Origin of the sequence: Pseudoalteromonas sp. SW0106-04 (assembly GCF_001293805.1) — a bacterium.
In the GTDB taxonomy this organism is placed as follows: Bacteria; Pseudomonadota; Gammaproteobacteria; order Enterobacterales; family Alteromonadaceae; genus Pseudoalteromonas; species Pseudoalteromonas ruthenica.
In genome coordinates, this window is record NZ_BCAI01000023.1 from 18023 (window position 1) to 41494 (window position 23472).

Genomic DNA, 23472 nt, shown 5'->3' on the forward strand with positions numbered 1-23472 from the left:
ATAAATCCTAAAAAAGGGTAATAGGCCCAGTGAAGTGCATACGCTACACTGTAGTTGTCCACAAAATAGGAGTCTTTCACTTATGAAGCCCTCCCTAATAATATTATTACTTGTCACTTTGTTATCTGCGTGTTCAGAGTTATCCATAGAACCATCAGAAAATTCCGTTGGCATTAGCTATCGGTGTGATTCTGGATCGACTTTAAAGGTCGAATATAACGACAGCACGGCCACATTAACGCTTGACGGCGATACTTACAGTTTATCGGGAGAACGCTCGGCCTCCGGAAACAAATATACTAACGGTGAAATGACCTTCTGGGGCAAGGGCGATGAAGCAATGCTAATGATAGGGAATGAAACCTGGCAGTGTCACCGTAGCCACTGATCGCTTTTCCATTGGCTTACAGTATAATGCTGCAAACACTCAGGCTTAACGAGGCGTAATGAAATATAAAGATCTTCGCGACTTTATCGCGTTACTGGAAAAGCGCGGCGAGCTCAAACGAATTAGCCAGCCCATCGATACTTACCTGGAAATGACGGAAATAGCCGATCGCACTTTGCGCGCTAAAGGCCCGGCCCTGTTATTTGAAAACCCCAAAGGTTACGATATTCCGGTATTAGCTAACCTCTTTGGCACTCCTGAACGCGTAGCCCTGGGTATGGGCCAAGATAATGTAGAGGCCTTGCGTGAAGTAGGTAAGCTGTTGGCCTTTTTAAAAGAGCCTGAGCCCCCGAAAGGTATTAAAGAAGCTATAGGCCAGCTGCCGGTGTTCAAGCAAGTGCTTAACATGCCAGCGAAGGAAGTGAAGAAAGCCCCATGCCAACAAGTGGTATTAGCTGGAGAGCAAGTAGATTTAACCCGCCTGCCCATTCAGCACTGCTGGCCGGGTGATGCTGCACCGTTGATCACTTGGGGCCTAACCGTTACCAAGGGCCCGTACAAGAAACGTCAGAACCTCGGTATATATCGCCAGCAATTACTGGGGAAAAACAAGATCATCATGCGTTGGCTATCCCATCGCGGTGGTGCGCTTGACTTTCAAGAGTGGTGTAAAGAGCATCCGGGTGAACCTTATCCGGTATCGGTTGCCCTCGGAGCCGACCCTGCCACCATACTAGGCGCGGTAACACCTGTGCCCGACACTCTGAGTGAATACGCCTTTGCAGGTTTACTTCGTGGCGGCAAGACCGAAGTGGTCAAGTCCGTTTCCAATGATTTACAGGTTCCCGCTAGTGCCGAATTCGTGCTTGAAGGTTACATTGCTCAAGACGAGCGCGCCCCAGAAGGGCCTTATGGTGACCATACCGGTTATTACAATGAGGTTGATGACTTCCCTGTTATGACGGTGACGCATGTTACGCACCGTGAAAATCCTATTTATCACAGCACCTATACTGGCCGCCCACCCGATGAGCCGGCTATTTTAGGCGTCGCCCTGAACGAGGTATTTGTACCTATACTGCAAAAGCAATTCCCAGAGATAGTCGATTTTTACCTGCCCCCAGAAGGCTGCTCATACCGCATGGCCGTAGTGACCATGAAAAAGCAGTATCCAGGGCATGCAAAACGAGTAATGATGGGAGTCTGGTCGTTCTTACGCCAGTTTATGTACACTAAGTTCGTCATTGTCTGTGATGACGATGTCAACGCACGCGACTGGAATGATGTCATTTGGGCGATCACCACCCGTATGGACCCCGCTCGCGACACCACCCTAGTGGAAAACACCCCGATCGATTATCTCGACTTTGCTTCACCTGTTTCTGGCTTGGGTTCAAAAATGGGCATGGACGCAACCAATAAGTGGCCAGGAGAAACGGATCGCGAATGGGGTGAGCCTATCGTTATGGATGACAAGGTCAAACAACGCGTTGACGAAATCTGGGATTCCCTAGGTATCGACTAAAGTGCAGACTTATCGCCACAGCCGCTTATGTGATACGCTGTGGCGCAGCTAAAATCATAAAGGTTAATCATGCAAACACTAAAAGCGGATGTGGTAAGCATCACGCCACTGACAGAATTTGTTTCCAAGGTTGTCTTGGCACCAGAGCAGCCAGCTGAGTTTGAAGCGGGTCACTACTTGCAGCTCGTTTTAGCCGAGAAAGATAAGCGCGCCTTCTCTATCGCCAGCCGCCCAAGCCAAAAACAGCAAATTGAGCTGCATATCGGCGCATCGGGCGCTGATAGCTATGCGATGCAAGCCCTCGATCATTTGCGCCAGCACCATGAAAATGGCACCCAAGCGTTGATTGAAGTAGGTTTAGGCGTATCGCAGTTACGCATCGACTGCACCCGTCCGGTGGTATTGTTAGCCGGTGGCACCGGTTTTTCATACGTAAAATCAATGGCCGACCACCTAGCTGAAATTGACTGTGACCGTCCCGTCTTTTTTTACTGGGGTGTGAAGCATGAAGATGCTTTATATGCCAAAGATGAAATGCAGCAGTGGGCAGCTAAACGCAGTAACTTCACTTTTATCCCGGTGGTTGAGCAGCCTCAAGGTGAATGGCATGGTCATACCGGCCTTGTGCACCACGCGGTGATGAAAGACATTGTTTCCTTGGAGCCTTACTCTATTTATATGGCGGGACGCTTCGACATGATAGGCATTGTACGCGACGACTTCATAGAGCATGGTGCCCAGCGCGAATATATGTTTGCCGACGCATTTGCTTTTATCAAATAGAGGCCGCAAGCTAAAGCCCTACATTTCACCGATGTAGGGCTAATTCTCACTAAACCATCCGTTAAATCGAACACTTCCATTTATTTATTCCCTTTTACCTATCAAAAAGACAAGCCTACACTGCTCCTAAGACTTAAAGGAGTGACAGATTATGTTCGATTTAAAAGTACAGCATGCTATGAGGCGGAGCTTTCTTTCTCTCAGCCCAGACTTGGAACTAACAGCGGCCATTGCGCAGCTCAAGAAACACCAGGTTATAGGCGCACCTGTTGTTGATGAGCAACAACAGTTGGTGGGTTACTTGTCGGAGCAGGACTGTCTGGCACCGCTGACCATCAATAGCTATTTTTGTGATGGCCGCATTACAGTGGCTGATGTGATGCACCAAGATGTGCTCACAACATCCACACAGACGCCACTACTGGAGGTTGCGCTAAAAATGCAACAACCTCATAAACCCAAGCAATACCCCGTAGTGGAGCAAAACAAAGTGATAGGCGTCATTAGCCGTACTCAGGTTTTACATGCGCTAAGTCGCAGCTATCAAAGCTGTAATGCAGCCTAATTTATGAGCGCTGTGCCGCTTTCACTTTTAATGCTGCTTTATCACCGTCACTTAAATAAGCGATAGTCAGGGCATTTTCTTGGGCCTGAGTGATGTGCTCTTGGGTGAGGCCGGCTTGGTAGGCAGCATGCTGATATTCATTAGCAAGCTCGATGCCTTGCACAGCAGGATCATCGGTGTTGATGCTAGCCAAAATGCCTTGCTCTAAAAATTGTTTGAGCGGATGTGTATCAATTTGTGCCACTGTGCTGGTCAGTACGTTACTGGTCAAGCAAGATTCAATACCGATACGGTGATCGCGCAAATAATCCATAAGCTTAGGATCTTTGGCGGCGTTAACGCCATGGCCGATGCGGTCAGCCCCTAATCCTTCGATGGCTTGCCAGATACTGCGTGAGTCTTCGGCCTCGCCAGCGTGAATAGTCGCTCGTAAGTCGGCTTTATGGACTTGCCTAAAGTGATCCACAAACAACTCCCCGGGAAAGCCCAACTCATCACCAGCTAAATCAACGGCGACCATGTGCTCTTTGAAGGCTAAGATAGCATCGAGTTCTTGCTGACACTTTTGCTGGCCAAAGGTACGCGATAAAATGCCAATTAAGTTGACTTGAACGTCGTGCTCTTGCACCGCGCTGTGGATGCCATCAACCACTGCTTCCACGACACCTTGCGGATGCAGGCCATGACTCATCGCCATGTAATAGGGGCTAAAGCGCAACTCGGTATAGTCAATACCTTGTGCCGCTGCGTCTTCGACGTTTTCAATAGCAATACGACGACAGGCGTCATAGTCCCCTAACACTTTCACTCCCCAATCCAGCTTAGCCAGAAATGAGACTAAGTCTGGAGCAACCTCGATTACCTGAACATGAGGGCGTAGCGATTCAAGATCGCTGCCTGGAAGGTCAAGATTAAACTGCTGACCAAGCTCTAAAATTGTTTTGGCACGCACATTGCCATCAAGGTGGCGGTGTAAGTCGAGCAATGGTAACTGGCGATTGATCATAATGACCCCCTAGGTTTCGATAAAATTGCGCGGATCATACGCACTTGAGGGATAAATTCAAGCTACGCGTGCTGCTTCGCTGGGTGCTGTTTTAATTGCATGGCGATACTACTAAATAGCCGCTCCGCGTCTATGGGTTTGACCACATAATCATTCATGCCGTAGTGCTCAGCAAGCTTAAAGTCATGCTCTTGAGCATTGGCAGAGAGCCCAATAATTGGCAAGTCGTCTAGCAGTAGCTCATTACGGATAGCTCTAGCTGCGGTTAAACCATCCATGTTCGGCATTTGAATATCCATTAATACTAAGTCGTAGTGGTTTTCACTTACCATCTCAATAGCCTCGACACCGTCATTAGCAATATCAGGCTGGGCTCCTTTGCCCTCGAGCATGGCTTTGGCAACTTGTTGGTTCAATAAGTTATCCTCAACTAACAAAATCGCGACGCCGGTGAGGTCTAACTCCAAAGTGGCTTGCTCTTTCGCCTTGGGCACATCTGGACGTACAGCTAAAGGGCTTTGTTTGGGCAGATAAACACGAAAACACGAGCCTAGCCCCTCTTCACTTTCTAGGGAAATGCGCCCGCCCATTAAGGTGACCAGTTTCTGACAGATACTCAAGCCTAATCCTGTGCCGCCGAAGCGTCGCGAGGTGGAGCCGTCGGCTTGAGAAAAGGGCTTAAACAATTGCTTTTGAATATCTTCGCGAATGCCCATGCCGGTATCCGTGACACTAAAGCAGAGCTCGTTATCGTGTTCATCTACCTTTAGACGGATCGCCCCTTGCTGGGTGAATTTAACGGCGTTATTCAGCAGGTTTAATAACACTTGCTTAAGGCGAATCGCATCGGTGTGGAATACAGGGTTCACTCCCTCGTTTATTTCATAGTCAATCACTAAACTTTTGTTACCCGCTTCCACACTCATAAGGTGTTTTAGTTCTTTGCACAGCTCTTCAAGTTCTAAAGGCTCTTGATACAACTCTAGTTTGCCTGCCTCCATTTTCGAAAAGTCGAGGATATCATTGAGCACCCGAAGTAATACGCTTAGAGCACTGTCGGCTTGAGTGATATATTGCTGCGCTTGTGGCCAATCTTGTTGTTGCAACGCTAAATAGTGCAAACCTTTAATGCCATTGATTGGCGTGCGAATTTCATGGCTCATGTTAGCCAGAAACTGAGACTTAGCGTCATTGGCACTATCAGCTTTGGCTTTTTCTTCTCGTAACACCCTGGTTTGTTTTGCTACTTGGTCACGCACCCGAATATTACTGCCGGTAATGGCGATTAAAAAAGTAATTAGTAACCACACAAACAACATGCCTATGACCTGTGCATACCAGTAGCCAGACCATGCGTGGGCTATCCTTTGGCGGTGCAAATTAAGTTGCCATTGGCGGTTAGCGATCGCAAAGTCATGACGCATGATAACGGGTCCGGACTGCGCTAAAGGTAAAATAACTTTTTGAGGCTGCGCACTCATATCCACCAGCTCAACCCCAACATTATTAAAGGTCAGGTTAGCCATTGCCGAGCGATACAACAAGGGTAGGCTGACCACCGCAGCCACATACCCTCTGATACTTTTATCTTTGGCTCTGACAGGCGACAACACCAAAAACCCTAAGTCTCCTTGAGGGCTACTCTCTAGCGCAAAGGTATCAGTGACGAAGAGTTCACCTTTATACGCTTGAAGATGCTTAAAATAAGGCTCAGCACTGATATCTAAACCAAAAACCTGTCGCATTCCCTGAGAAAAGTGGCCGTAGTAAACCGGAAAGTGCGCGCCGTTATTGGTATCGCGCTCATAGCGGGCAAACACTTTGAAAGGGTTGCTCATTTCCACCGTGGTAGATTGTTCAAACTGAGCGATATCTTGGCTTCTTACTTTAGGCATCCACACCAGCGCATTAATTTCTGGGTTGTAATTCATCTGCTTAGCCGTGAACTCACGAAATTCGCCACGAGTCACCGACTGTTGATTACCAATGAAGGAGGCTAGTACTTGAGTATTGGCCCGTAGGCGGGTAAGAATTTCGTCGAATTGGTCAACAACGACCTGAGCTTGGGCTTGGAATAATTCTTGGTCTTTATTGTGCTTGTTGGTTGCAGCAGCATAAAAGGTCAGGCTAATGGCCGCATAAATCACTATGGATGGCACAATCACTTGTAAGCGATGACGCATCACCGCGAAGTTAAAGCCTGCCAACAACAACGGAGTAAAAATCATAACTCCGATGCTATCGCCTATCCACCAAGTGACGAAGCTGTCCCATCGCGCCACCTCAGGAATAACGCCATTAGTGATCAGCAGCTCAGTACCCACAGCAGCAGCGAAGACACAAACAACTGGTCCACCAAAAATAATACTGGTGATGGTCAGCTTGAGGTCTGAGAGATCCAGAGGCGCTTTTATTATTCGGGTGATGACCCAGTAACCGAGAAAGGCCTGAGCAGTTGAAGCTGCGGTCACAGAGGCCGCATGCAAAGCAACCTGCCAATGTAAGATGTCGGCGACCACTTCAAGATGAAGTAAGTTGGTCATCAACGCGCCAAGTACAATGCCAACCAACGCTCGCCGTCCTGCGATCAATAATGCCGCTAACGCTATGCCTGAGGGAGGCCAGGAAGCCACCGCATAGCCATCAATAGCCAGTAGCGCATTGCTTAAAAAGCCGGTAATGAAGTAACCCAGTGCTACTACAAAGGTTAAGTTAAAGAGATTCTTCATTACCTTCCCTGCTTCTGGTCTTAAGTCTTAGCTGTGATCGAGAACCAATAATGCTTTTTCAGCTTGCTGCGTTGCGCGATAACTACGCATCGCTCGCTGCGGATGAGGCAGGGTTTGTTGTTGTGCTAACACCTTATCGAAAATACGCGATGCGAGGTCATGCTCTCCTTGGCTTTGTGCCAAGTAAGCGAGGCACAACAGCATTTCTGCTTCGTCAGGTTGCTTCTTCAACTCTTGTTGCAGTGCCTTTTGCAGCGCTTCAACGTCACCTTGCTCTATCTCACTAAGGATAGACAATAATTGTGAATATTCACCGCGTTTCAATAACTTCTTCAAGGCATCAGTCACCGACGCAATGTCGCCTATGCGCACAACAGCACGTAGATAGTGTGTGTGTGCCGCCTCACGGATATGCTTTGGCAGCTCACTTTGGCGTTTATCGAGCTGAGCTTTATCTGCTCCTTGGAAATATTGTCGCAGCGCCCAGTCCCATTGGTATTCATTAAGACTTTGTGATTTCACCAAACGCGGCACTAGCTCTGCAAATTCACTGTACTTTCGTAATCTTAGTAACACCTGTGCATATAAGTTTAGCTGCTGTGAAGTCGCTTTTTTACTACTACACTGTTGCCGTAAGGTCGCTAATACCTCTGCATCAGAGTGGCTCTCTAACCACAGTGCCGCAGGTTTCGCACGGTTGGTATCTGAGAGCTCATCAAGCAAGTTTAGGGCTAGATCTGGCTTATCTTGACGCAAACTTGCTTTGGCGCGCATTGCCAATGCAAAATCCTGCCAATGGTCTTCCACCTTGCCTTTGCTCAATGTATGTTGCAGCTGCTCCATGTCGTCATTAATCAACGCCCAAATCGCTTGTTCCAATACGGCCTGCTTGCGCTCTTTGGCGCGCGCGAAAAAGCCATGACGCAAATTGCGGTAACTGCCCCAGCCATAGCGCACCAAGCTGTAAATCAAGTAGCCCAGAAACAGCGCCAAGGCGGTAAGAATGGCGAAGCTTACAATGCTTCCCTCTACAGTCCACTGGCCGAACGCAATAAGAACATAACCTCTCTCGTCTATCAGCCAAGGCGCTATCGCTGCAACTGCAGCAATAACAATAAACACAATTAATAAACGCGCCATATTAAGACTCCCCCACAACCTGAACAGAGCTGAGCGTAACTGGCTGCTGAGGAACCAAGGTTTTTAATTGTAGCTGTTTAAGCTGACCCAAAAACTGGCTGGTCTGCGGTTGTTGCAGGTTAAAGTACCGGGTCACGATATCGGCAGCACTTTGCAAAGCTTGTGTATACAACTTCGGATGTTTATGGCTAGCTGCAAAGCCTGCCTGATCAAGATAAAAGTGAAGTCGCTGTTTAATAAGTCGCTGCTGCTGGTTATCTAATAATGGCTCTATCGCGGCCTCGCGCTTGCGCACTTTTATAAAGTCATCCACCAACTTATCCCAGGTTGCAGCTAAATTGCGTCGCCAATCAGATACATTGTCCGACAATGCCTGTGATTGCTCGCCATTGCTTGTGGTAGGCGCCAATTCAACCATATTAAATTGTAACTTATCGACCTGACCACCAAGGCCGTGAAGTCGAAGCACCACCGCTTCAACATCGGCCACTTCGATACTGGCCAGCTGCTGTAAATCAGTGTGAATAGCGCGTCTTAATTGGGCATTCCCTGGGTAACTTGCCAGTAATGCATCGAGTCGCTTCAGCGTTGCTGCAGCGCCTGCGTAGTTCGCTTCCGACCAAAGTTGAAAATCAGCCATGGCGACCAAGCGCTTCACTTCGTTGATGTCTAACGGCGGTTGCTCTTGATTGTTCAAGCCATCAATGGCTTGCTCTATTTGCCCTGCTACGGCACGTTGATTAGCGCTTAGCTCACCATTAACTCTATCGCTAAACTGTCGTTGCCACTGCTGAGCACTATGTTGCTGTTGTTGCAGAGCGTTGGCCAATGCTTCAAGGCGTTGGTTGAGCGCTTGATTATCGCTTTGTAGCTGCTCTAAATGCTGTTGTAGTTGGTTTTGTTCTTGGTTTTGCGCCTGCTGTTGTAACCAATATTGATATCCAGTTACCCCAGCTGCAGCCAATGCCACCAGCAACGCTAGAACGGCTGTTTTACTTATTTTTTGTGTCATTGGTTTACTCTGTGATGGTACTGCTTTAGGTTGTGTTGCGCTTGGCGCAGGCTCACTCTTTGGTGTGTTTTTTGGTTGTTCGCTCATGTTTCCTTCCTGCTCGGCACCAATACATGCGGCAATGGCCTCGTTGTCGACATCGGCGGCAACCTTAATTTGCTCGCCTTTCACCCCAAGCTTCACTAGGTGCGCCTTAGTACGCTCACTTACAATATAAAATTGCCTTGATTTAAGCCACTGTAACAGGCTTTCATCTTGGCAAGCAAAAATAGCATCCGCACCACTGTTACTGGTGATTACCAACGCCTCAACACCCTGCTGCTGCCACTGCTGTAACCATGCCTCGCTGCTACCGTTGACAGCTTTGCGCTCGTAAGTCACCAGTGAGTTAACAAAAGCACCTCGGTCTTTCAGCGTTTTGGCAATCAAAGTGCGCCCACCTCGGCCTTTGATTAACACGACTGTTTTGCCTTCAACCTTCTGCAACTCAGGTAATCTCAATAATCCTTCAGAGTCATGCTGTTTTTTTGGCACCTTGGTATTACATGAAAATTGCTGTTCAAGGGCTTGAGCGGTCGTGGGTCCAACCGCAAAGCAAGCCAAATTGGCGGGTAAGGTATCGCGCTGTTGATACAATCCTTGCACCGCATCTTGCGACACAAAAATAGCGATATCAGCCTCATCAAGGGTAGCCAGCTGATTTGCGTCGACCGAGAGATAGTCAATCTGCAGCACGGGTGTGGTACTGACGCGATGACCTGCAGCAATCAACAGCTCAGCGAGTACTTCTCCTTTGCCTTGAGGGCGGGTGACCACAATATGCGCCATAGTAATAAATCCGTATTATTTTAGTTCGCCATATACTTCGGCAAGAATACTTCCCGCCCCTTGCGCTAACAGGTCATCCGCTAGCGAAATACCAAGCTGCTCAGCTTCAGAAGCAGGACCGGAGATCTCAGCTCGTAAAATTTGCTGTCCATCCACCGACCCCACTAAACCACGTAAATAAACGTGATCTCCGTTCAGCTCGGCATAGGCTCCTATAGGAACCTGGCAGCCTCCCTGAAGTCGGCGATTCATCGCTCGCTCGGCATCTACTCGAATCCGGGTTTCGCGATGCTCCAGCGGTGCTAGCAACGCCTTAATCGCCGTATCATCACTGCGACACTCGATACCCACAGCACCTTGGCCATTGGCAGGGAGTGATTGCTCAGCACTGATATAACTGCGAATACGCTCGGGCATGTGCAACCGTATTAAACCGGCCGCAGCAAGAATAATGGCGTCATATTGACCATCATCTAGTTTAGCCAAGCGGGTGTTCACATTACCTCGTAAATCACGCACCTCTAAATCTGGGCGCTGCTCTTTAAGTTGGCACTGCCGACGTAGGCTGGACGTGCCGACCACAGCACCTGCGGGCAAGCTATCAATGTTATCAAACGTATTCGAAACAAAGGCGTCACGAGGGTCTTCACGCTCGCAGATAGTGTGTAACTCGAGACCCTCGGGAAACTCTACCGGGACATCTTTCATTGAATGCACAGCGATATCAGCGCGACCATCGAGCATCGCTTGCTCAAGCTCTTTAACAAATAAGCCTTTTCCACCCACTTTTGCCAGTGGCGTATCAAGAATAATGTCACCCTTGGTGGTCATGGTGACGAGCTCTACGGTAATCCCCTTGTGATGACGCTCTAGTTGCGCTTTTACAAACTCAGCTTGCCATAGCGCTAACGCGCTTTTGCGAGTAGCAATACGCACTCGCGCGGTCGAATTGGTCATGAGATTCCTACTTCGAATTTATCGTGAGCCAACCAAGCGAAATGCTCGGGTAGCCAATAGTTTATTATTTTCGTCTCTCAGCTCTACTCGCCATGTGCCGAGCTGGCTTGGCATGATGTTCTTGGACGAGAAGGTACGGTAACGAGTGGTATGAACACCGAGCTCAACGTTGGCCATAGTTTGGTCATTAAAGTACCACACATGCTTTACTTTTTGTCCTTGTAAACCATGTAATTCGGTGAAGAAAAACAGCTGTTGTTGGAAGTCGCTGGTTTTGACCTCTTGGCCAAGAGAATTAATCGGTTCACGGTCTTGCACAGCGGTTGTGAGCACCGCTCGGCTTACCTTATCGGTGTCAATTTTGGTGCCTTGAGACAAGCTTGCTACTTTAGCCTCAGTATTAAACTCACTCTCGGGGGCAGGCGCATCCACAGTCGTGTCATTCGCCTGTGCCTCAGTTGAGGACGCGGAGCTTTCGACAGTACTCGTTTCATTGGTACTCACTTGTGCCACCAGCGTTTGCTCAGGCTCTATCATGGCGCTCTTTGTGTCAGCCTCTACTTCATCTTCTTTGTGGGGCTGGCTCGGTTGCACTGGTGCCTGCGCAGCTAAAGCGACGGGTGCTGCTTTTGCCACCGTGTCCTCATGCGCACTCTCATTGGATGCTTCAGCCTGACTCTGTGCACCATCGGAGGACGCCGTATTCACCTCGCCCTGTTCGGCGTTGGCAGGCGTAAATGCTAGGTACCAAATCGCAGCCACAGAACACAAACCAAGCGTTGCAGCACCAACGATGCGGCGCCAATGCCATTGATATTGCACTTCCTTGCGCTCAATACGTTGAGTCTTGTTATTCATATTCGCTGTGATCACGATTTTTTGTCCCATTACCGTTGTTCCTGAATCATTATTAACTTAGTCGCTCAAGCAGCCATTGTCGAATAGCTTGCAGCTCGGCATCACAGACTTGGTGGGCCATAGCGTAAGATTGCCAAGATACGTTCATGCCTTCATTTTGCAGATAAGTATAGGCTTGTTTACCTGCTTCTAAAGGCACCACATTGTCAAAATCGCCATGAGCCATGAAAATATTAAGATCGCGATGGCGGGCCTCATCCGTTAAGCGCTCAGGCTCAGACATATAGGTTGATAGCGCCATAACACCAGCCAGCTTATGATGGTAACGCGGCGCTAAGTGTAAGGCGATAACTCCCCCTTGAGAGAAGCCAGCTAAAATAATTTTATCCGCAGGGATCCCGGCCGCTATCTGCTCGTCTATTAATGCACTGATACTTTGCGCCGATTGTTGCACACCTTGGGCATCTGCACGTTTATCTAGATCAAGAGATTTGATGTCGTACCAAGCCCGCATCTCCATACCACCATTGATGGTCACCGCTTGCACCGGGGCGTGTGGGAAGAGGAACTTGACCCCGAGCTCGGCTGGTAGGTTTAAGTGCGCAGCAACAGGTGCAAACCCTTCTCCAGAATCGCCTAAACCGTGAAGCCAGATAACTGTACATTTGTGCTCTGGCGCATCAAACACACTCACGCCGTCAAAGCTACTCACTTAATCATGCTCCCAACGGATTTCAACACCCGCTTGTTTACTCGCCGCATCACACATAAACTGCCAGAATTCCGCACCAGAACGGTTATCAATCCAAGTATCGCCGCGTAGTTCAAAATGGTGTCCGTTAAACTTAGTAGCGACCCAAACTTGATGTAATGGCGCTTGTTTATTAATGACGATTTTACTGCGATCAGCAAAGATAATTTCTAATATGCCAGCTGCAGACTCATAATCTAAATCCGCATCAATATCGTCTATCTGCTCTTCTATTGTTAGCATCAAGGCATCGGCTAACTGATGGTATTCGGTATCGGTCATGGTGGTTTCGCTCATTGTGGCTGCGCTCCTATATGCTCGCAGTAACGTTCGATGGGAAATAATTCAACAGCAACGACTACATTTTTTGTATTTTCTGTTACTCTGCGATTATAAAACGAGTCATATTAATTATCTATCGAATCGCTATGTACAAAAGTCATCGTTTGCTTCGTATCCTTGCAGCCTCCAGCTTAACGCTTCTCAGTGCGTGTGGTCAAAGCGGCGCGCTCTATTTGCCACAACAAGAACAAGTAGATAACCAACAAGCAGAAACACCGCTAAATGCCAAGGAAACCGCAAACGATAACGCAGAGCCGTCGCCACAGCAGTAAAAGCAATGGCCTTGGCGCAACTTTGTAGGCATAGTAACAGCATAGAGTGAGCGATTATAAAGCGTTATGTTAGTTAACTTTTCAAAGATGCATGGTTTGGGTAATGACTTTATGGTCGTGGACAATGTTACCCAAAATATTTTTCTCTCCCGAGACCAGATCAAGCGCTTGGCGGATCGTCATTTTGGCGTTGGCTTTGACCAGCTGCTCATGGTGGAAGCACCTTATTCACCGGATTTAGACTTTCATTACCGCATTTTTAACGCCGATGGCAACGAGGTTGAACAATGCGGTAACGGCGCACGTTGTTTTGCTCGCTTCGTACGTATGAAGGGACTCACTAACCGTCATAAAATCACCGTTTCTACTAAAGGCGGCAATATGACGCTGTATATTGAAAAAGACGGGCAAGTGACGGTCAATATGGGGCAGCCAATATTAGAGCCCAAAGATATACCGCTTCAAGCCAATAAGCGTGAGCTAACGTATATTCTTCGCCACCAAGAACATACATTATTTATGGGCGCCGCATCGATGGGTAATCCACACTGTGTGATCGAGGTTGAAGACATTACTGCCGCCGAGGTGCACACCCTAGGTCCAGCTGTTGAGCAGCATGAACGCTTTCCAAAGCGTGCCAATGTCGGTTTTATGCAGATTATTGACGAGTCTCATATTAAACTCAGAGTGTGGGAGCGTGGCGCAGGTGAAACCTTAGCCTGTGGTAGCGGTGCATGTGCAGCCGCCGTTGTCGGCCAGCTACAAAGCAAGCTTGGGCGCAGCGTCAAGGTCGACCTACCAGGCGGAGCATTGCAAATACGGTGGCAAGGTGAAGGACACCCAGTCAAGATGACGGGCCCCGCTGAGCATGTTTTTGACGGACAAATAGCCTTATGAGCGAATTAACTACACAGCAAGTCAGTGAATACCTACAACAGCACCCAGACTTCTTTTTAGAAAATCCGGGGGTGTTTGCTTGTATGAACTTTGGCTCTCAGCATGAGAGTGTCGCTTCCTTACAACTGCGCCAGCAGCAGCTATTGAGAGAGCAAAACCTTGCTCTTCAAGAACAATTACAACAACTTGTAAGTCAAGCGAAGCAAAACGAACAGGTTTACCAAGTATTCAGTGCCTGTCATCGCCAGCTTATGAGTGACTGTGAATTTGTCGAGCTTGCCAGTAGCCTAGAGCAACTTATTTGCGAACAACTGCAGCTTAACGAGTGCAAGTTGGTTCAGTACAATGACGCTCTGCAACCGCTAATAAATAGCCGTTTACACGCACAAGGCCATTATCTAGGACGTCTCTCGGAGCAAGAGCAGGCATTGATCTTTAATCACACCTGCAAGAGCGCGGCATTGTACTTAATTGGCGAGCCAGATGCGCCCTTAGCATTGCTCGCTTTTGCCAGCGAAGATGAACTGCATTTTGAGCCCGCGCAGGACAGCTTTTTTATCTTCGAGTTTGTGAAAGCATTACAAGAGCGTCTCGCTACCAGTTCATGAGCGAGTCGCAGGCGCTAACATTTTCGACCATGGCTGACACCTGGGGCGCGCCTGTCCAGTCGTACAGCGATTATCTTCGTTTTGAAAAACAATATTCGCCACTCACACTAGAGCAATATCAACGGCAACTTCTTGAAGTAGCGAGGTATTATCATGAAGAGCGTGATGGTTGGCTGACCTTAAGCGCTGATGATATTCGCCGGTTCGCGATGTCATTGCGAGCACGAGGTCTAAGTGCACGTACCGTCAGTTTAAAATTAAGTTGTCTGCGGGCTTTTTTTCGCTATTTGAAGCTTTACCACCAGCACCACGACAACCCGGCGCAGTACGTAAAAGGACCAAAATTCGATAAGCCCCTGCCTCGTAACTTAGATGTAGACCAAATGCATCAATTGTTGGATATTGATGATGATGACCCGCTTGCAGTTCGTGATAAAGCCATGATGGAGCTGATGTATTCCAGTGGTTTGCGGATCAGCGAACTGGTGAGCTTAAATGTAACCGATATAGACGTGCGTGGCGGAGAAGTTCGGGTCCTAGGTAAAGGCCGTAAAGAGCGTATTGTTCCTGTGGGCCGCCAAGCTATTAGCGCATTAAACTCGTGGCTAAAAATACGCCCAGCGCTGATCGGCCAAGACTCTGATGCGCTATTTTTATCACAGCGCAAGTTGCGCATTTCTGCTCGTCACGTGCGTGAGCGCATGCGTGAATGGGGCGTCAAACAAGGGATTAGTGCACAGGTACACCCACACAAACTACGCCACTCTTTTGCTTCGCATGTGCTTGAGTCCAGTGGTGATTTGCGCGCGGTGCAAGAGTTACTTGGACACAGCAGCTTGTCCGCCACTCAGGTTTATACCCATTTGGACTTTCAACATCTTGCTAAGGTGTATGATAATACCCACCCTAGAGCCAAAAAACAGAAGTAACTATGATTCGATTTAATCGCGCCTTAGAGCAAGCCAAAGTGCTCAGTTTTGATTTGGATGACACGCTGTATAACAATCATCCGGTCATTAAGGCTGCACTGCAGGCGCAACATGATTACTTACAAACATTGCCGCAATGGCGCGAGCAAGAAGCTGATTTTTGGCAATACTGTCGCGAACAAGCGTTAATGCAGCAGCCAGCATTAGCACATGATGTTACCGCCCTACGTAAGCAAGCACTTACTCATGCCATGATTCACATGGACGTTGATAGCAGCCATGCTGAACATGCCTATCGGGCGTTTGCCGAGGCCCGTAGTGACATTGTTGTTGCCGACAGTGTTCTAGCGTTATTGGACGCTTTGCGCCAACGCTTTCGCCTGATAGCCATCACCAACGGTAATGTCGATGTCACCCGCTTTAATCTTCATGGCCAGTTTGATGCCGTGTTTATGGCCGGCCCGGACGGTCGTGCAAAACCCTACAGCGACCTTTACCACAAAGCAGCGCAAGCAATGGCGGTCACACCGCAGCAAATAATCCATATCGGCGATAGCTTAGACACCGATGTACAAGGCGCTAATAATGCTGGTTGCAAAAGTGTATGGCTCAATAACCAAGCGATTAGCTACCAATACAAGGGGCTAGCGGATATGGAGATTAGCGATATCCATGAGCTCGAGATTCTTACTTAAACAGGTTAGTTTGTCTGAGTGTTTAACAGCTCAGGTCGTATTCCAGAGCTTGCCACTGGGGCCAGCCTGGCTCACTATGAGCGAAGAATCGCGGCGGCTCCTTTGGTTGCTCTCGTAGCTTATCAGCAACATCATATTATTGGTTTTAAACTGGGCTTTGCGTTATCACCACAGTGTTTTTATAGCTGGCTTGGCAGCGTGGTGCCCAGTTATCGCTCTCAAGGGGTAGCCAGTGCGCTGCTGCAATATCAAGAGCACTGGGCCAAAGCCCATGGCTATCAAGAAATTCAAGTTAAGAGCATGCTGTGCTTTAGCGCTATGCGTGCCATGTTAGCAAAGCACCAGTACCTATAACTCACTGCCAACAGCCTAATTGATGCCGATACTAAGATTGTATTTAGCAAGCTGCTATAAAGCCATCAAATGCCAGTGTCGGGCCTGCAACACCATAGCTCATGACAAAGAGACAGCGCACTGGTTATAAAAACAGTATTCTATTTAGCCAAGCTGGAACTCTTGTTATACTGGTGGCAATTATGACAGGTGGAAAGCGGCGATGGATGTATCTGAATTACTTGATGGCTTAAACGACAAGCAACGCGAGGCGGTAGCAGCGCCGTTGCAAAATATGCTGGTATTAGCAGGAGCTGGCTCGGGCAAAACCCGAGTCTTGGTGCACCGCATCGCTTGGCTTACTCAAGTTGAAGGGGCCTCGCCTTTTAGCATCTTCGCCGTAACCTTTACCAACAAAGCCGCAAAAGAGATGCGTGCTCGTGTCGAGCAGACCATTCAAGGCTCCGTTGGCGGGATGTGGGTAGGCACATTCCACGGCTTGGCACACCGTATTTTGCGCGCCCATCACCGCGAAGCCAAGCTGCCTGAGTCTTTTCAAATCCTTGATAGCGATGATCAACAGCGAATGATCCGCCGCTTACTCAAGGCCATGAATATTGATGAGAAGAAGTGGCCAGCCAAACACCTTGCGTGGTATATCAGCGCCAAAAAAGATGAGGGCCTGCGCCCCGGTGACATTCAAGCTTATGATGTCAACGAGCAGCTATTGCTGCGTGTATACTCAGCTTACCAAGAGGCTTGCGATCGCGCCGGACTGGTCGATTTTGCAGAAATACTGCTGCGCTGCTACGAGGTACTCCAGCAAAACCCCACTCTGCTGCGCCATTATCAACAACGCTTTGCGCATATTCTGGTGGACGAGTTTCAAGATACCAATACCATTCAATACCGCTGGCTAGCACTGATCGCAGGCGATACCAACAGCATGATGATTGTCGGCGATGATGATCAAAGTATCTATGGCTGGCGTGGTGCCCGTATCGAGAATATCAAACGCTTTTTAGACGACTTCGACGCCGAAACCATTCGTCTTGAACAAAATTACCGCTCGACTGCCACCATCTTGAAAGCGGCGAATTCTCTAATTGAGAATAACGCAGAACGCATGGGTAAAAATCTGTGGACCGACGGCAATCAAGGCGAGCCTATTTCCATTTATGCTGCTTTTAATGAGCTAGATGAAGCGCGCTTTATTGTTGGCAAAATAAAAACCTGGATGGATGCGGGCAATGCACTAACCGATACGGCAATTCTTTACCGTAACAATGCGCAATCTCGAGTCTTAGAGGAAGCCTTGTTACAAGAGGGGTTAAAGTACCGTATTTACGGCGGCATGCGCTTCTTCGAACGCCAAGAAATCAAAGATGCATTATGTTATTTGCGCCTGGTGAGTAATCGTCAAGATGATGCCGCCTTTGAGCGTGTGATCAACACCCCAACTCGAGGCATTGGCGATAAAACGCTCAGTCATATTCGTGACTGTGCCCGAGCCGAGTCGCTGCCGTTATGGTATGCCGCCAAGGCTATCTTAGAGCAGAAACATTTGTCTGGTCGCGCCGCCACAGCAGTCAATCGCTTTATTGAGTTGGTTGAGGGTGTGGAGCAGCGTATTGCTGAGTTGACCCTTGCGGAGCAGGCAAAATACACCATAGAGAATACCGGTTTGATGGCCATGTATCAGGCCGAAAAAGGCGAAAAAGGCCGTGCTCGCGTGGAAAACTTAGAAGAGCTTATTAACGCTTGCGAGCAGTATGAATTACCTGTTGATGAAGAGTTTTCCTCACCACTGCAAGGCTTTTTAGCCTATACCTCTTTAGAGGCCGGAGAGGGTCAAGCCGAAGAGCACGAAGACGCAGTGCAAATGATGACTCTGCACTCTGCCAAAGGCTTAGAGTTTCCATTGGTATTTATGGTCGGTGTAGAGGAAGGCATGTTCCCGTCACAACAAAGCCAAGAGGAAAGTGGTCGCTTAGAAGAAGAGCGCCGCTTATGTTATGTCGGCATGACCCGAGCTATGGATAAACTTTATATTACCCACGCTGAAAGCCGACGCTTATATGGCCAAGAAAAGTATCACAGCCCGTCTCGGTTCCTACGAGAAATGCCGGAAGACTGTGTAGAAGAGATCCGCGTTAAAACAAAAATTTCGGCGCCACAACAAGCTAACCGCTTTAGCCCTTCATTGACTCAAGCAGCGTTTGCCGACAGTGGCTTTAGTCTCGGCCAGCGAGTTCTCCATGCTAAGTTTGGTGAGGGCACCGTGCTTAACTACGAAGGAGCTGGCCCGCAATCACGGGTACAAGTAAACTTCGACGATGTTGGTAGCAAATGGTTGGTCACCGCTTATGCGCGCTTACAAGCAATCTGAGCTAGCCTCGTTACTGAGTGGCTTAACCCAGCGGCGTTGGCGACAACTGCTGCTGCTGCGGGGTGAGCCGTCATGGTGCACACAGCAACTGCAATATTTGCAACAGGATACCGGCAGCGACTGGCTCACTTTAAGTAAATCTAACCACTGTGTTGATAACCAATGGCCGGAGCATCTGCATCAAATTCTTGGACAAGAGCATAGCTTTGTTGCCTACGATTGCTACAGCGGCTTTTATGCCGATAAGGTAGCCGCAGCCGCTGGCACCGTTAAAGCCGGGGGCCTGATGGTCGTTATGCTGCCAGAAAATACCCACGACTTTGTCGACCCTGGTATCAATAAAATTCTGCCTTATGGCCACCCTCAACCCGAGAGTTGCTTGTTTTGGCGCTGGTTTGAGCAACAATTAGTCGACTGTAAGCCACTTAGCCTCTGTCAATCAGCGCATACTCATCAAGCACTTACTTATCAATCGCTAACTTACACGACCGCGAGTTCTCAGGACTACAGCGAGCAAGAGCAAGCTATAGAGTTGATCATCAAAACAGCCACAGGGCGTGCCAATCGGCCTTTGGTGCTCAGCGCTGATCGGGGTCGTGGGAAATCAGCTGCACTTGGCATAAGTGCCGCGAAACTGCCTGACAAAGATATTATCCTCTGTGCCATTCAGCGCCGCTCCCTCGACAGCGCTTTTAAGCACTTAGCAGAGCAGGCACAACTCGATGCAGACAACGGCAATCAACTGGTTAACGTACGATTTATGCCGCCGGATAAATTAATCAGTGAGCAGCCGCAATGTGACGTATTATTTGTTGATGAAGCGGCCACCATACCCATTCCGATACTAAAGCAACTCCTAGCGCTTTATCCTCGAGTTGTGTTTGCCAGCACCATGGCCGGCTATGAAGGCAGCGGTCGCGGCTATACGTTGCGATTTTTAGACTTCTTGAAAAAAGCCTATAAGAATCACCGCACCTTCAATATGGTTACCCCCATACGTTTTGCTAACGGCGATCCACTAGAGCAAAGCATCAACCGGCTGCTGTTACTGGATATGCGCACACCGGTGCCCGCACAAAGGGTGGACCACAGCGAGGTGGAGCTGCTTAAAGTGCCAGCCCATAGCTTGCTGACTGATGCCGCCTTACTGGAGCAATGCTTTTCCTTATTGGTGCTCGCTCACTACCAGACGTCCGCCAATGATTTGCGGCAACTGCTTGATGCACCGTCACAGCACCTTTATATCTGCCGCGATGGCGCCAAGGTTATTGGCGTGGCGCTTGTCAGCATGGAGGGGGAGTTAGATCAGGATATATCAAGCTCAATCGCCATCGGTCAGCGCCGTCCTCAGGGCCGTCTATTAGCGCAAAGTATGATTAATATGTCCGGCGACGCACAGCTCGGACAACTAAGTTATGCACGCATAGTGCGCATCGCCATTGTGCCTAAGCTGCACCATCAAGGGTTGGGCCATTTATTGTTGTCCTTTATTGAGGGGGACTTACGGCAGTCGCATGTAGCGGTTATTGGTACTAGCTTTGGCGCGCATGCAGCGCTGCTCGCGTTTTGGCAATCAGCCAACTACCACACTATCAAACTAGGTAGTAAACGCGACCATGTCAGTGGCGAACATAGTGTATTAATGGTAAAAAGTCTCAATAGCCTCGGTGCTTCGAGTGTTGCGGCTCTGCATCAGAGCTGGTGCCAAGATATGCCACTGTTGCTAAGCCACTGCTTTAATGACATAGCACCAAAGTTAACATTACAGCTGTTAAAAGAAGCGCCAACAAGGCCACTCACCGAAGCGGACAGGCTTTGTCTAACTCGCTTTATGAATAATGAGATACCATTGAACCTATGCTACGGAGCCCTGTACCGCGCAATCGCAGGTAATTGGTCATTGCTGTTCAACGTGGACGATGAAGCCCAAGTGCTTATCTTGCATACCTTAGGTATAAATAAGCGGGTGGTTGATTTGCAGCAAAGCAAAAAGCAGACTAATAAGATATTAATAGCTTTAGCTTCACGAATACTAACCTAAGGATCAGCATGCTCAGTGCTCTACTGCTTTCGCTCACCCTTGACGTTGCAATGCCCGTGGCGACGAAGCAAAAGCAATCTCTGAGTTTGGGCATGTCATGTGCACTCACCGGCCCCGCACAAGAAATTGGTAAGGCACTTAAGATTGGCGCCCAACTCTACTTTGATAATCATAATAGACACAGTGATACCGTCATCAACCTGACGGTCTTGGATGATGGTTATGAACCAATTAATACTGTGGCCAATACCCATGAGTTCATCACACAAAGAAAGGTCGATGCCTTGTTTGGCTATATGGGGACACCGACTACTGCAGCCATCGTCGATTTAATTTCCAAACACCAAGTCCCGCTATTATTTCCCTACTCTGGAGCAGCTTTTCTGCGCAACCTAGAAACATCCAATGTTATTAATCTGCGTACTAGCTACGACGATGAGGCTATGGCTCATGCCCAGTACTTTAAAGACCGGGGTGTAAAAAGTGTGGGGATAGTTATTCAGGCCGATGAGTTTGGTCTCGAGGCAGGGTCTAGCACCCTAAAAGCACTAGCCAGCAAAGGCTTAGCTGTTAAACAAACGGCACGATTTCGGCGCAATACCCAAGATTTAGCCATCGCGCTAAAGAAGCTTTTGCCTCTGCGTCTTGATGCCATCGTGTTGATAGGTACCTACGTACCGGTTGCTGAGTTTATAAATACCGCAGCAGAACAAGGGCAAGAACCTTGGTTCGCGGCAATGTCATTTACTTCCGAAAGTGCATTACGGCCTCACCTCAAGCAAAGCTCTCGAGCTATAGTCACAGAAGTGGTGGCAGACCCTAACACGTGCCAGCAACCCCTATGTGACGCCTTTCGGCGGGATTTCTCCGCCGCAGGCATGAGTAAGGCCAATCGCTTACATTTTGAAGGTTACTTAAATGCTTATGCGATGACACTCATTGCTGAATTCTGCCTGCAAAGGCAAGCCCCTATGTCATCCTGCATTGCTCAAAATGGCGCACTCATCAGCTCTCAAGATCCGCAGCTTGCAACACTCTTCAAGCTTTCAAAGCCCGTTGGTGAGAATAGTTACATCGTTCCACTTAATTAACTGTATTTGCTGGTTAAAAAGTCTATCTAGACTAAGCTTTAGAATAACGATTGCGGGCAACTCTTAGACTTTTATGGACTTTGTTAATTTTCGTATTGGCGCTAAAACCATCTCTTTAAAGATCCTTGATATCTTACTCACTGAGCGTTACGACGATAACCTCACCAGTCTTCCTAATGAGCACAAAGCGTTTCTCGGGGTTAAAGACTATATGGATATACCAACACCGGTATTCGATTTAGGCATTATGCTCAATGGTGTCTCCACGAAGCAGAGTAATGCAAACTTGGCGCATAAGTTGGACCAGTTTATTACATTAAATAAAACGTGGTTTACAGCGCTGGAGAACGCCGTAGAAAATACCCAAGCCATGACCAACGAGTACGACGATGATATTCGTCAGTTTGTGCGCTGGTACCAAAATATGCACGCCCACGACAGTGACCTAAAAGATATCCTACAGCGCTTGAGTGACAGCCATCAGCGTCTATTAGAGCAAGCTAAATTGGTGCGCACTGCCACACAAGAACAAGGGCGTGAAATATTAAGCTATGAAAAGCATCACAGCTTCGCTCACCTCAATCGCTTATTAGAAACCGCCAAAGATCAGATCTTATACAACTATAAGCCTATCATCGTTTTTACCACTAAAGATGGTCTAAACCCCTATATTGGTTTGCTTATAGACAGAGTGGAAGACAGCATCAGTGTCGAGCAAGATGATATTAAGTCGCTAAGTGAATTAACGTCGGTTGGGTTCAATATAGATAATGAAACCAAACATATGATGGCCGGGTTAATAAAGCTCGGCGATAGTCACTCAGTGATCATAGAGCCCAGTGCTATTTTTAGGCCTGAACACCTTTCTCACAATCCAGAAGAAACGCCCGCATATGGATTATTCTGATCAGTAAGGGTTTATCCTGGCTAGGTTGCTGTGTTGTGGATCAGGGTTTTGCCCCGACTAGGTGATGCAAGATTGAAATCTTGCCTACGGGTGTGGGGTTTTCTGATGTTTAGTTCTGTTGTAGGTCAGGATTTATCCTGACTGGGGTGATGCAAGGCTGAAGCCTGGCCTACGGGTGTGGGTTTTTTCTGGTGTTCCGCTCTGTTGTAGGTCAGGATTTATCCTGACTAGATGATGCAAGGCTGAAGCCTTGCCTACAGATATAGATATGGTGACGGGTATTTCGCTGTGTTGTGGGTCAGGGTTTATCCTGACTAGGGTGATGCAAGGCTGAAGCCTTGCCTACAGGTGTGGTAAAGGGTGATGCTCTGTTGTAGGTCAGGGTTTATCCTGACTGGGGTGACGCAAGGCTGAAGCCTGGCCTAC

22 protein-coding genes are annotated in these 23472 nt (G+C 48.4%); 14 read left to right on the forward strand and 8 right to left on the reverse strand.

What is annotated here, in order from left to right:
* Positions 1–82 precede the first annotated feature (82 nt).
* The 4 genes from W04_RS18780 (at position 83) to W04_RS17990 (ending at position 3261) form a co-directional block, all read left to right on the forward strand.
* Entirely contained in the window at positions 83–388 is a 306-nt protein-coding gene (locus W04_RS18780) for an MliC family protein (protein WP_082342288.1), read from the forward strand.
* Between the two features lie 58 nt (positions 389–446).
* Complete coding sequence (gene ubiD / locus W04_RS17980; RefSeq protein WP_053911849.1) at positions 447–1913, forward strand: 4-hydroxy-3-polyprenylbenzoate decarboxylase; 1467 nt, start codon at positions 447–449, stop codon at positions 1911–1913.
* A 69-nt stretch (positions 1914–1982) separates the two neighbouring features.
* Positions 1983–2696, forward strand: coding sequence for an NAD(P)H-flavin reductase (fre, locus tag W04_RS17985; protein ID WP_053911850.1), 714 nt, complete (start codon positions 1983–1985; stop codon positions 2694–2696).
* Between the two features lie 151 nt (positions 2697–2847).
* Positions 2848–3261 (forward strand): CBS domain-containing protein, encoded by a 414-nt coding sequence (locus W04_RS17990; RefSeq protein WP_053911851.1) that lies wholly within the window; start codon positions 2848–2850, stop codon positions 3259–3261.
* Between the two features lies 1 nt (position 3262).
* Here the strand turns inward: W04_RS17990 and add are convergent, their stop codons facing one another.
* The 8 genes from add to cyaY all read right to left on the reverse strand — a co-directional run bounded on the left by add (position 3263) and on the right by cyaY (position 12824).
* The gene (gene add / locus W04_RS17995) at positions 3263–4267 is read right to left on the reverse strand and encodes an adenosine deaminase (protein ID WP_053911852.1); all 1005 of its coding nucleotides are present in this window, start codon (positions 4265–4267) and stop codon (positions 3263–3265) included.
* A 62-nt stretch (positions 4268–4329) separates the two neighbouring features.
* Positions 4330–6996, reverse strand: coding sequence for an ATP-binding protein (locus W04_RS18000; protein WP_053911853.1), 2667 nt, complete (start codon positions 6994–6996; stop codon positions 4330–4332).
* A 27-nt stretch (positions 6997–7023) separates the two neighbouring features.
* On the reverse strand, positions 7024–8136 hold the full coding sequence (locus W04_RS18005; protein WP_053911854.1) for a heme biosynthesis HemY N-terminal domain-containing protein: 1113 nt from the start codon (positions 8134–8136) through the stop codon (positions 7024–7026).
* Position 8137: 1 nt separating this feature from the next.
* Positions 8138–9976, reverse strand: coding sequence for a uroporphyrinogen-III synthase (locus W04_RS18010; protein ID WP_053911855.1), 1839 nt, complete (start codon positions 9974–9976; stop codon positions 8138–8140).
* A gap of 15 nt (positions 9977–9991) precedes the next feature.
* Entirely contained in the window at positions 9992–10933 is a 942-nt protein-coding gene (gene hemC / locus W04_RS18015; protein ID WP_053911856.1) for a hydroxymethylbilane synthase, read from the reverse strand.
* Positions 10934–10951: 18 nt separating this feature from the next.
* The gene (locus W04_RS18020; protein WP_053911857.1) at positions 10952–11821 is read right to left on the reverse strand and encodes a DUF2914 domain-containing protein; all 870 of its coding nucleotides are present in this window, start codon (positions 11819–11821) and stop codon (positions 10952–10954) included.
* Positions 11822–11843: 22 nt separating this feature from the next.
* Positions 11844–12503, reverse strand: a complete 660-nt coding sequence (locus W04_RS18025) for an alpha/beta hydrolase (RefSeq protein ID WP_231658206.1) — start codon at positions 12501–12503, stop codon at positions 11844–11846.
* Positions 12504–12824 (reverse strand): iron donor protein CyaY, encoded by a 321-nt coding sequence (gene cyaY, locus W04_RS18030; protein WP_026110922.1) that lies wholly within the window; start codon positions 12822–12824, stop codon positions 12504–12506.
* A 146-nt stretch (positions 12825–12970) separates the two neighbouring features.
* Between cyaY and W04_RS18035 the strand changes: the two genes are divergently transcribed.
* The 10 genes from W04_RS18035 (at position 12971) to W04_RS18080 (ending at position 23046) form a co-directional block, all read left to right on the forward strand.
* Positions 12971–13156, forward strand: coding sequence for a lipoprotein (locus tag W04_RS18035; protein ID WP_022943589.1), 186 nt, complete (start codon positions 12971–12973; stop codon positions 13154–13156).
* A gap of 66 nt (positions 13157–13222) precedes the next feature.
* Positions 13223–14053, forward strand: a complete 831-nt coding sequence (gene dapF, locus W04_RS18040) for a diaminopimelate epimerase (protein ID WP_053911858.1) — start codon at positions 13223–13225, stop codon at positions 14051–14053.
* On the forward strand, positions 14050–14661 hold the full coding sequence (locus W04_RS18045; RefSeq protein ID WP_053911859.1) for a DUF484 family protein: 612 nt from the start codon (positions 14050–14052) through the stop codon (positions 14659–14661). The genes dapF and W04_RS18045 overlap by 4 nt, the downstream gene beginning before the upstream one ends.
* A complete protein-coding gene (xerC, locus tag W04_RS18050; RefSeq protein WP_053911860.1) occupies positions 14658–15590 on the forward strand; it encodes a tyrosine recombinase XerC in 933 nt (310 codons plus the stop codon). The genes W04_RS18045 and xerC overlap by 4 nt, the downstream gene beginning before the upstream one ends.
* Before the next feature lie 2 nt (positions 15591–15592).
* Positions 15593–16285, forward strand: a complete 693-nt coding sequence (locus W04_RS18055; RefSeq protein WP_053911861.1) for an HAD-IA family hydrolase — start codon at positions 15593–15595, stop codon at positions 16283–16285.
* An 18-nt stretch (positions 16286–16303) separates the two neighbouring features.
* Entirely contained in the window at positions 16304–16639 is a 336-nt protein-coding gene (locus W04_RS18060) for a GNAT family N-acetyltransferase (protein WP_082342289.1), read from the forward strand.
* 202 nt (positions 16640–16841) lie between these two features.
* Complete coding sequence (gene uvrD / locus W04_RS18065) at positions 16842–19007, forward strand: DNA helicase II (protein ID WP_053911862.1); 2166 nt, start codon at positions 16842–16844, stop codon at positions 19005–19007.
* Positions 18985–21048, forward strand: coding sequence for a GNAT family N-acetyltransferase (locus W04_RS18070; RefSeq protein ID WP_053911863.1), 2064 nt, complete (start codon positions 18985–18987; stop codon positions 21046–21048). The genes uvrD and W04_RS18070 overlap by 23 nt, the downstream gene beginning before the upstream one ends.
* 8 nt (positions 21049–21056) lie before the next feature.
* Entirely contained in the window at positions 21057–22139 is a 1083-nt protein-coding gene (locus W04_RS18075) for an ABC transporter substrate-binding protein (RefSeq protein ID WP_053911864.1), read from the forward strand.
* A gap of 73 nt (positions 22140–22212) precedes the next feature.
* On the forward strand, positions 22213–23046 hold the full coding sequence (locus W04_RS18080; protein ID WP_053911865.1) for a chemotaxis protein: 834 nt from the start codon (positions 22213–22215) through the stop codon (positions 23044–23046).
* The last annotated feature ends 426 nt before the right edge of the window (positions 23047–23472 follow it).

Bases quoted from the DNA above. Each gene is read 5' to 3' on its own strand.
- W04_RS18780 (WP_082342288.1), top strand. From the start codon at position 83: ATGAAGCCCTCCCTAATAATATTATTACTTGTCACTTTGTTATCTGCG.
- ubiD (WP_053911849.1), top strand. From the start codon at position 447: ATGAAATATAAAGATCTTCGCGACTTTATCGCGTTACTGGAAAAGCGC.
- fre (WP_053911850.1), top strand. From the start codon at position 1,983: ATGCAAACACTAAAAGCGGATGTGGTAAGCATCACGCCACTGACAGAA.
- W04_RS17990 (WP_053911851.1), top strand. From the start codon at position 2,848: ATGTTCGATTTAAAAGTACAGCATGCTATGAGGCGGAGCTTTCTTTCT.
- add (WP_053911852.1), bottom strand. From the start codon at position 4,267: ATGATCAATCGCCAGTTACCATTGCTCGACTTACACCGCCACCTTGAT.
- W04_RS18000 (WP_053911853.1), bottom strand. From the start codon at position 6,996: ATGAAGAATCTCTTTAACTTAACCTTTGTAGTAGCACTGGGTTACTTC.
- W04_RS18005 (WP_053911854.1), bottom strand. From the start codon at position 8,136: ATGGCGCGTTTATTAATTGTGTTTATTGTTATTGCTGCAGTTGCAGCG.
- W04_RS18010 (WP_053911855.1), bottom strand. From the start codon at position 9,976: ATGGCGCATATTGTGGTCACCCGCCCTCAAGGCAAAGGAGAAGTACTC.
- hemC (WP_053911856.1), bottom strand. From the start codon at position 10,933: ATGACCAATTCGACCGCGCGAGTGCGTATTGCTACTCGCAAAAGCGCG.
- W04_RS18020 (WP_053911857.1), bottom strand. From the start codon at position 11,821: ATGGGACAAAAAATCGTGATCACAGCGAATATGAATAACAAGACTCAA.
- cyaY (WP_026110922.1), bottom strand. From the start codon at position 12,824: ATGACCGATACCGAATACCATCAGTTAGCCGATGCCTTGATGCTAACA.
- W04_RS18035 (WP_022943589.1), top strand. From the start codon at position 12,971: ATGTACAAAAGTCATCGTTTGCTTCGTATCCTTGCAGCCTCCAGCTTA.
- dapF (WP_053911858.1), top strand. From the start codon at position 13,223: ATGTTAGTTAACTTTTCAAAGATGCATGGTTTGGGTAATGACTTTATG.
- W04_RS18045 (WP_053911859.1), top strand. From the start codon at position 14,050: ATGAGCGAATTAACTACACAGCAAGTCAGTGAATACCTACAACAGCAC.
- xerC (WP_053911860.1), top strand. From the start codon at position 14,658: ATGAGCGAGTCGCAGGCGCTAACATTTTCGACCATGGCTGACACCTGG.
- W04_RS18055 (WP_053911861.1), top strand. From the start codon at position 15,593: ATGATTCGATTTAATCGCGCCTTAGAGCAAGCCAAAGTGCTCAGTTTT.
- uvrD (WP_053911862.1), top strand. From the start codon at position 16,842: ATGGATGTATCTGAATTACTTGATGGCTTAAACGACAAGCAACGCGAG.
- W04_RS18070 (WP_053911863.1), top strand. From the start codon at position 18,985: ATGCGCGCTTACAAGCAATCTGAGCTAGCCTCGTTACTGAGTGGCTTA.
- W04_RS18075 (WP_053911864.1), top strand. From the start codon at position 21,057: ATGCTCAGTGCTCTACTGCTTTCGCTCACCCTTGACGTTGCAATGCCC.
- W04_RS18080 (WP_053911865.1), top strand. From the start codon at position 22,213: ATGGACTTTGTTAATTTTCGTATTGGCGCTAAAACCATCTCTTTAAAG.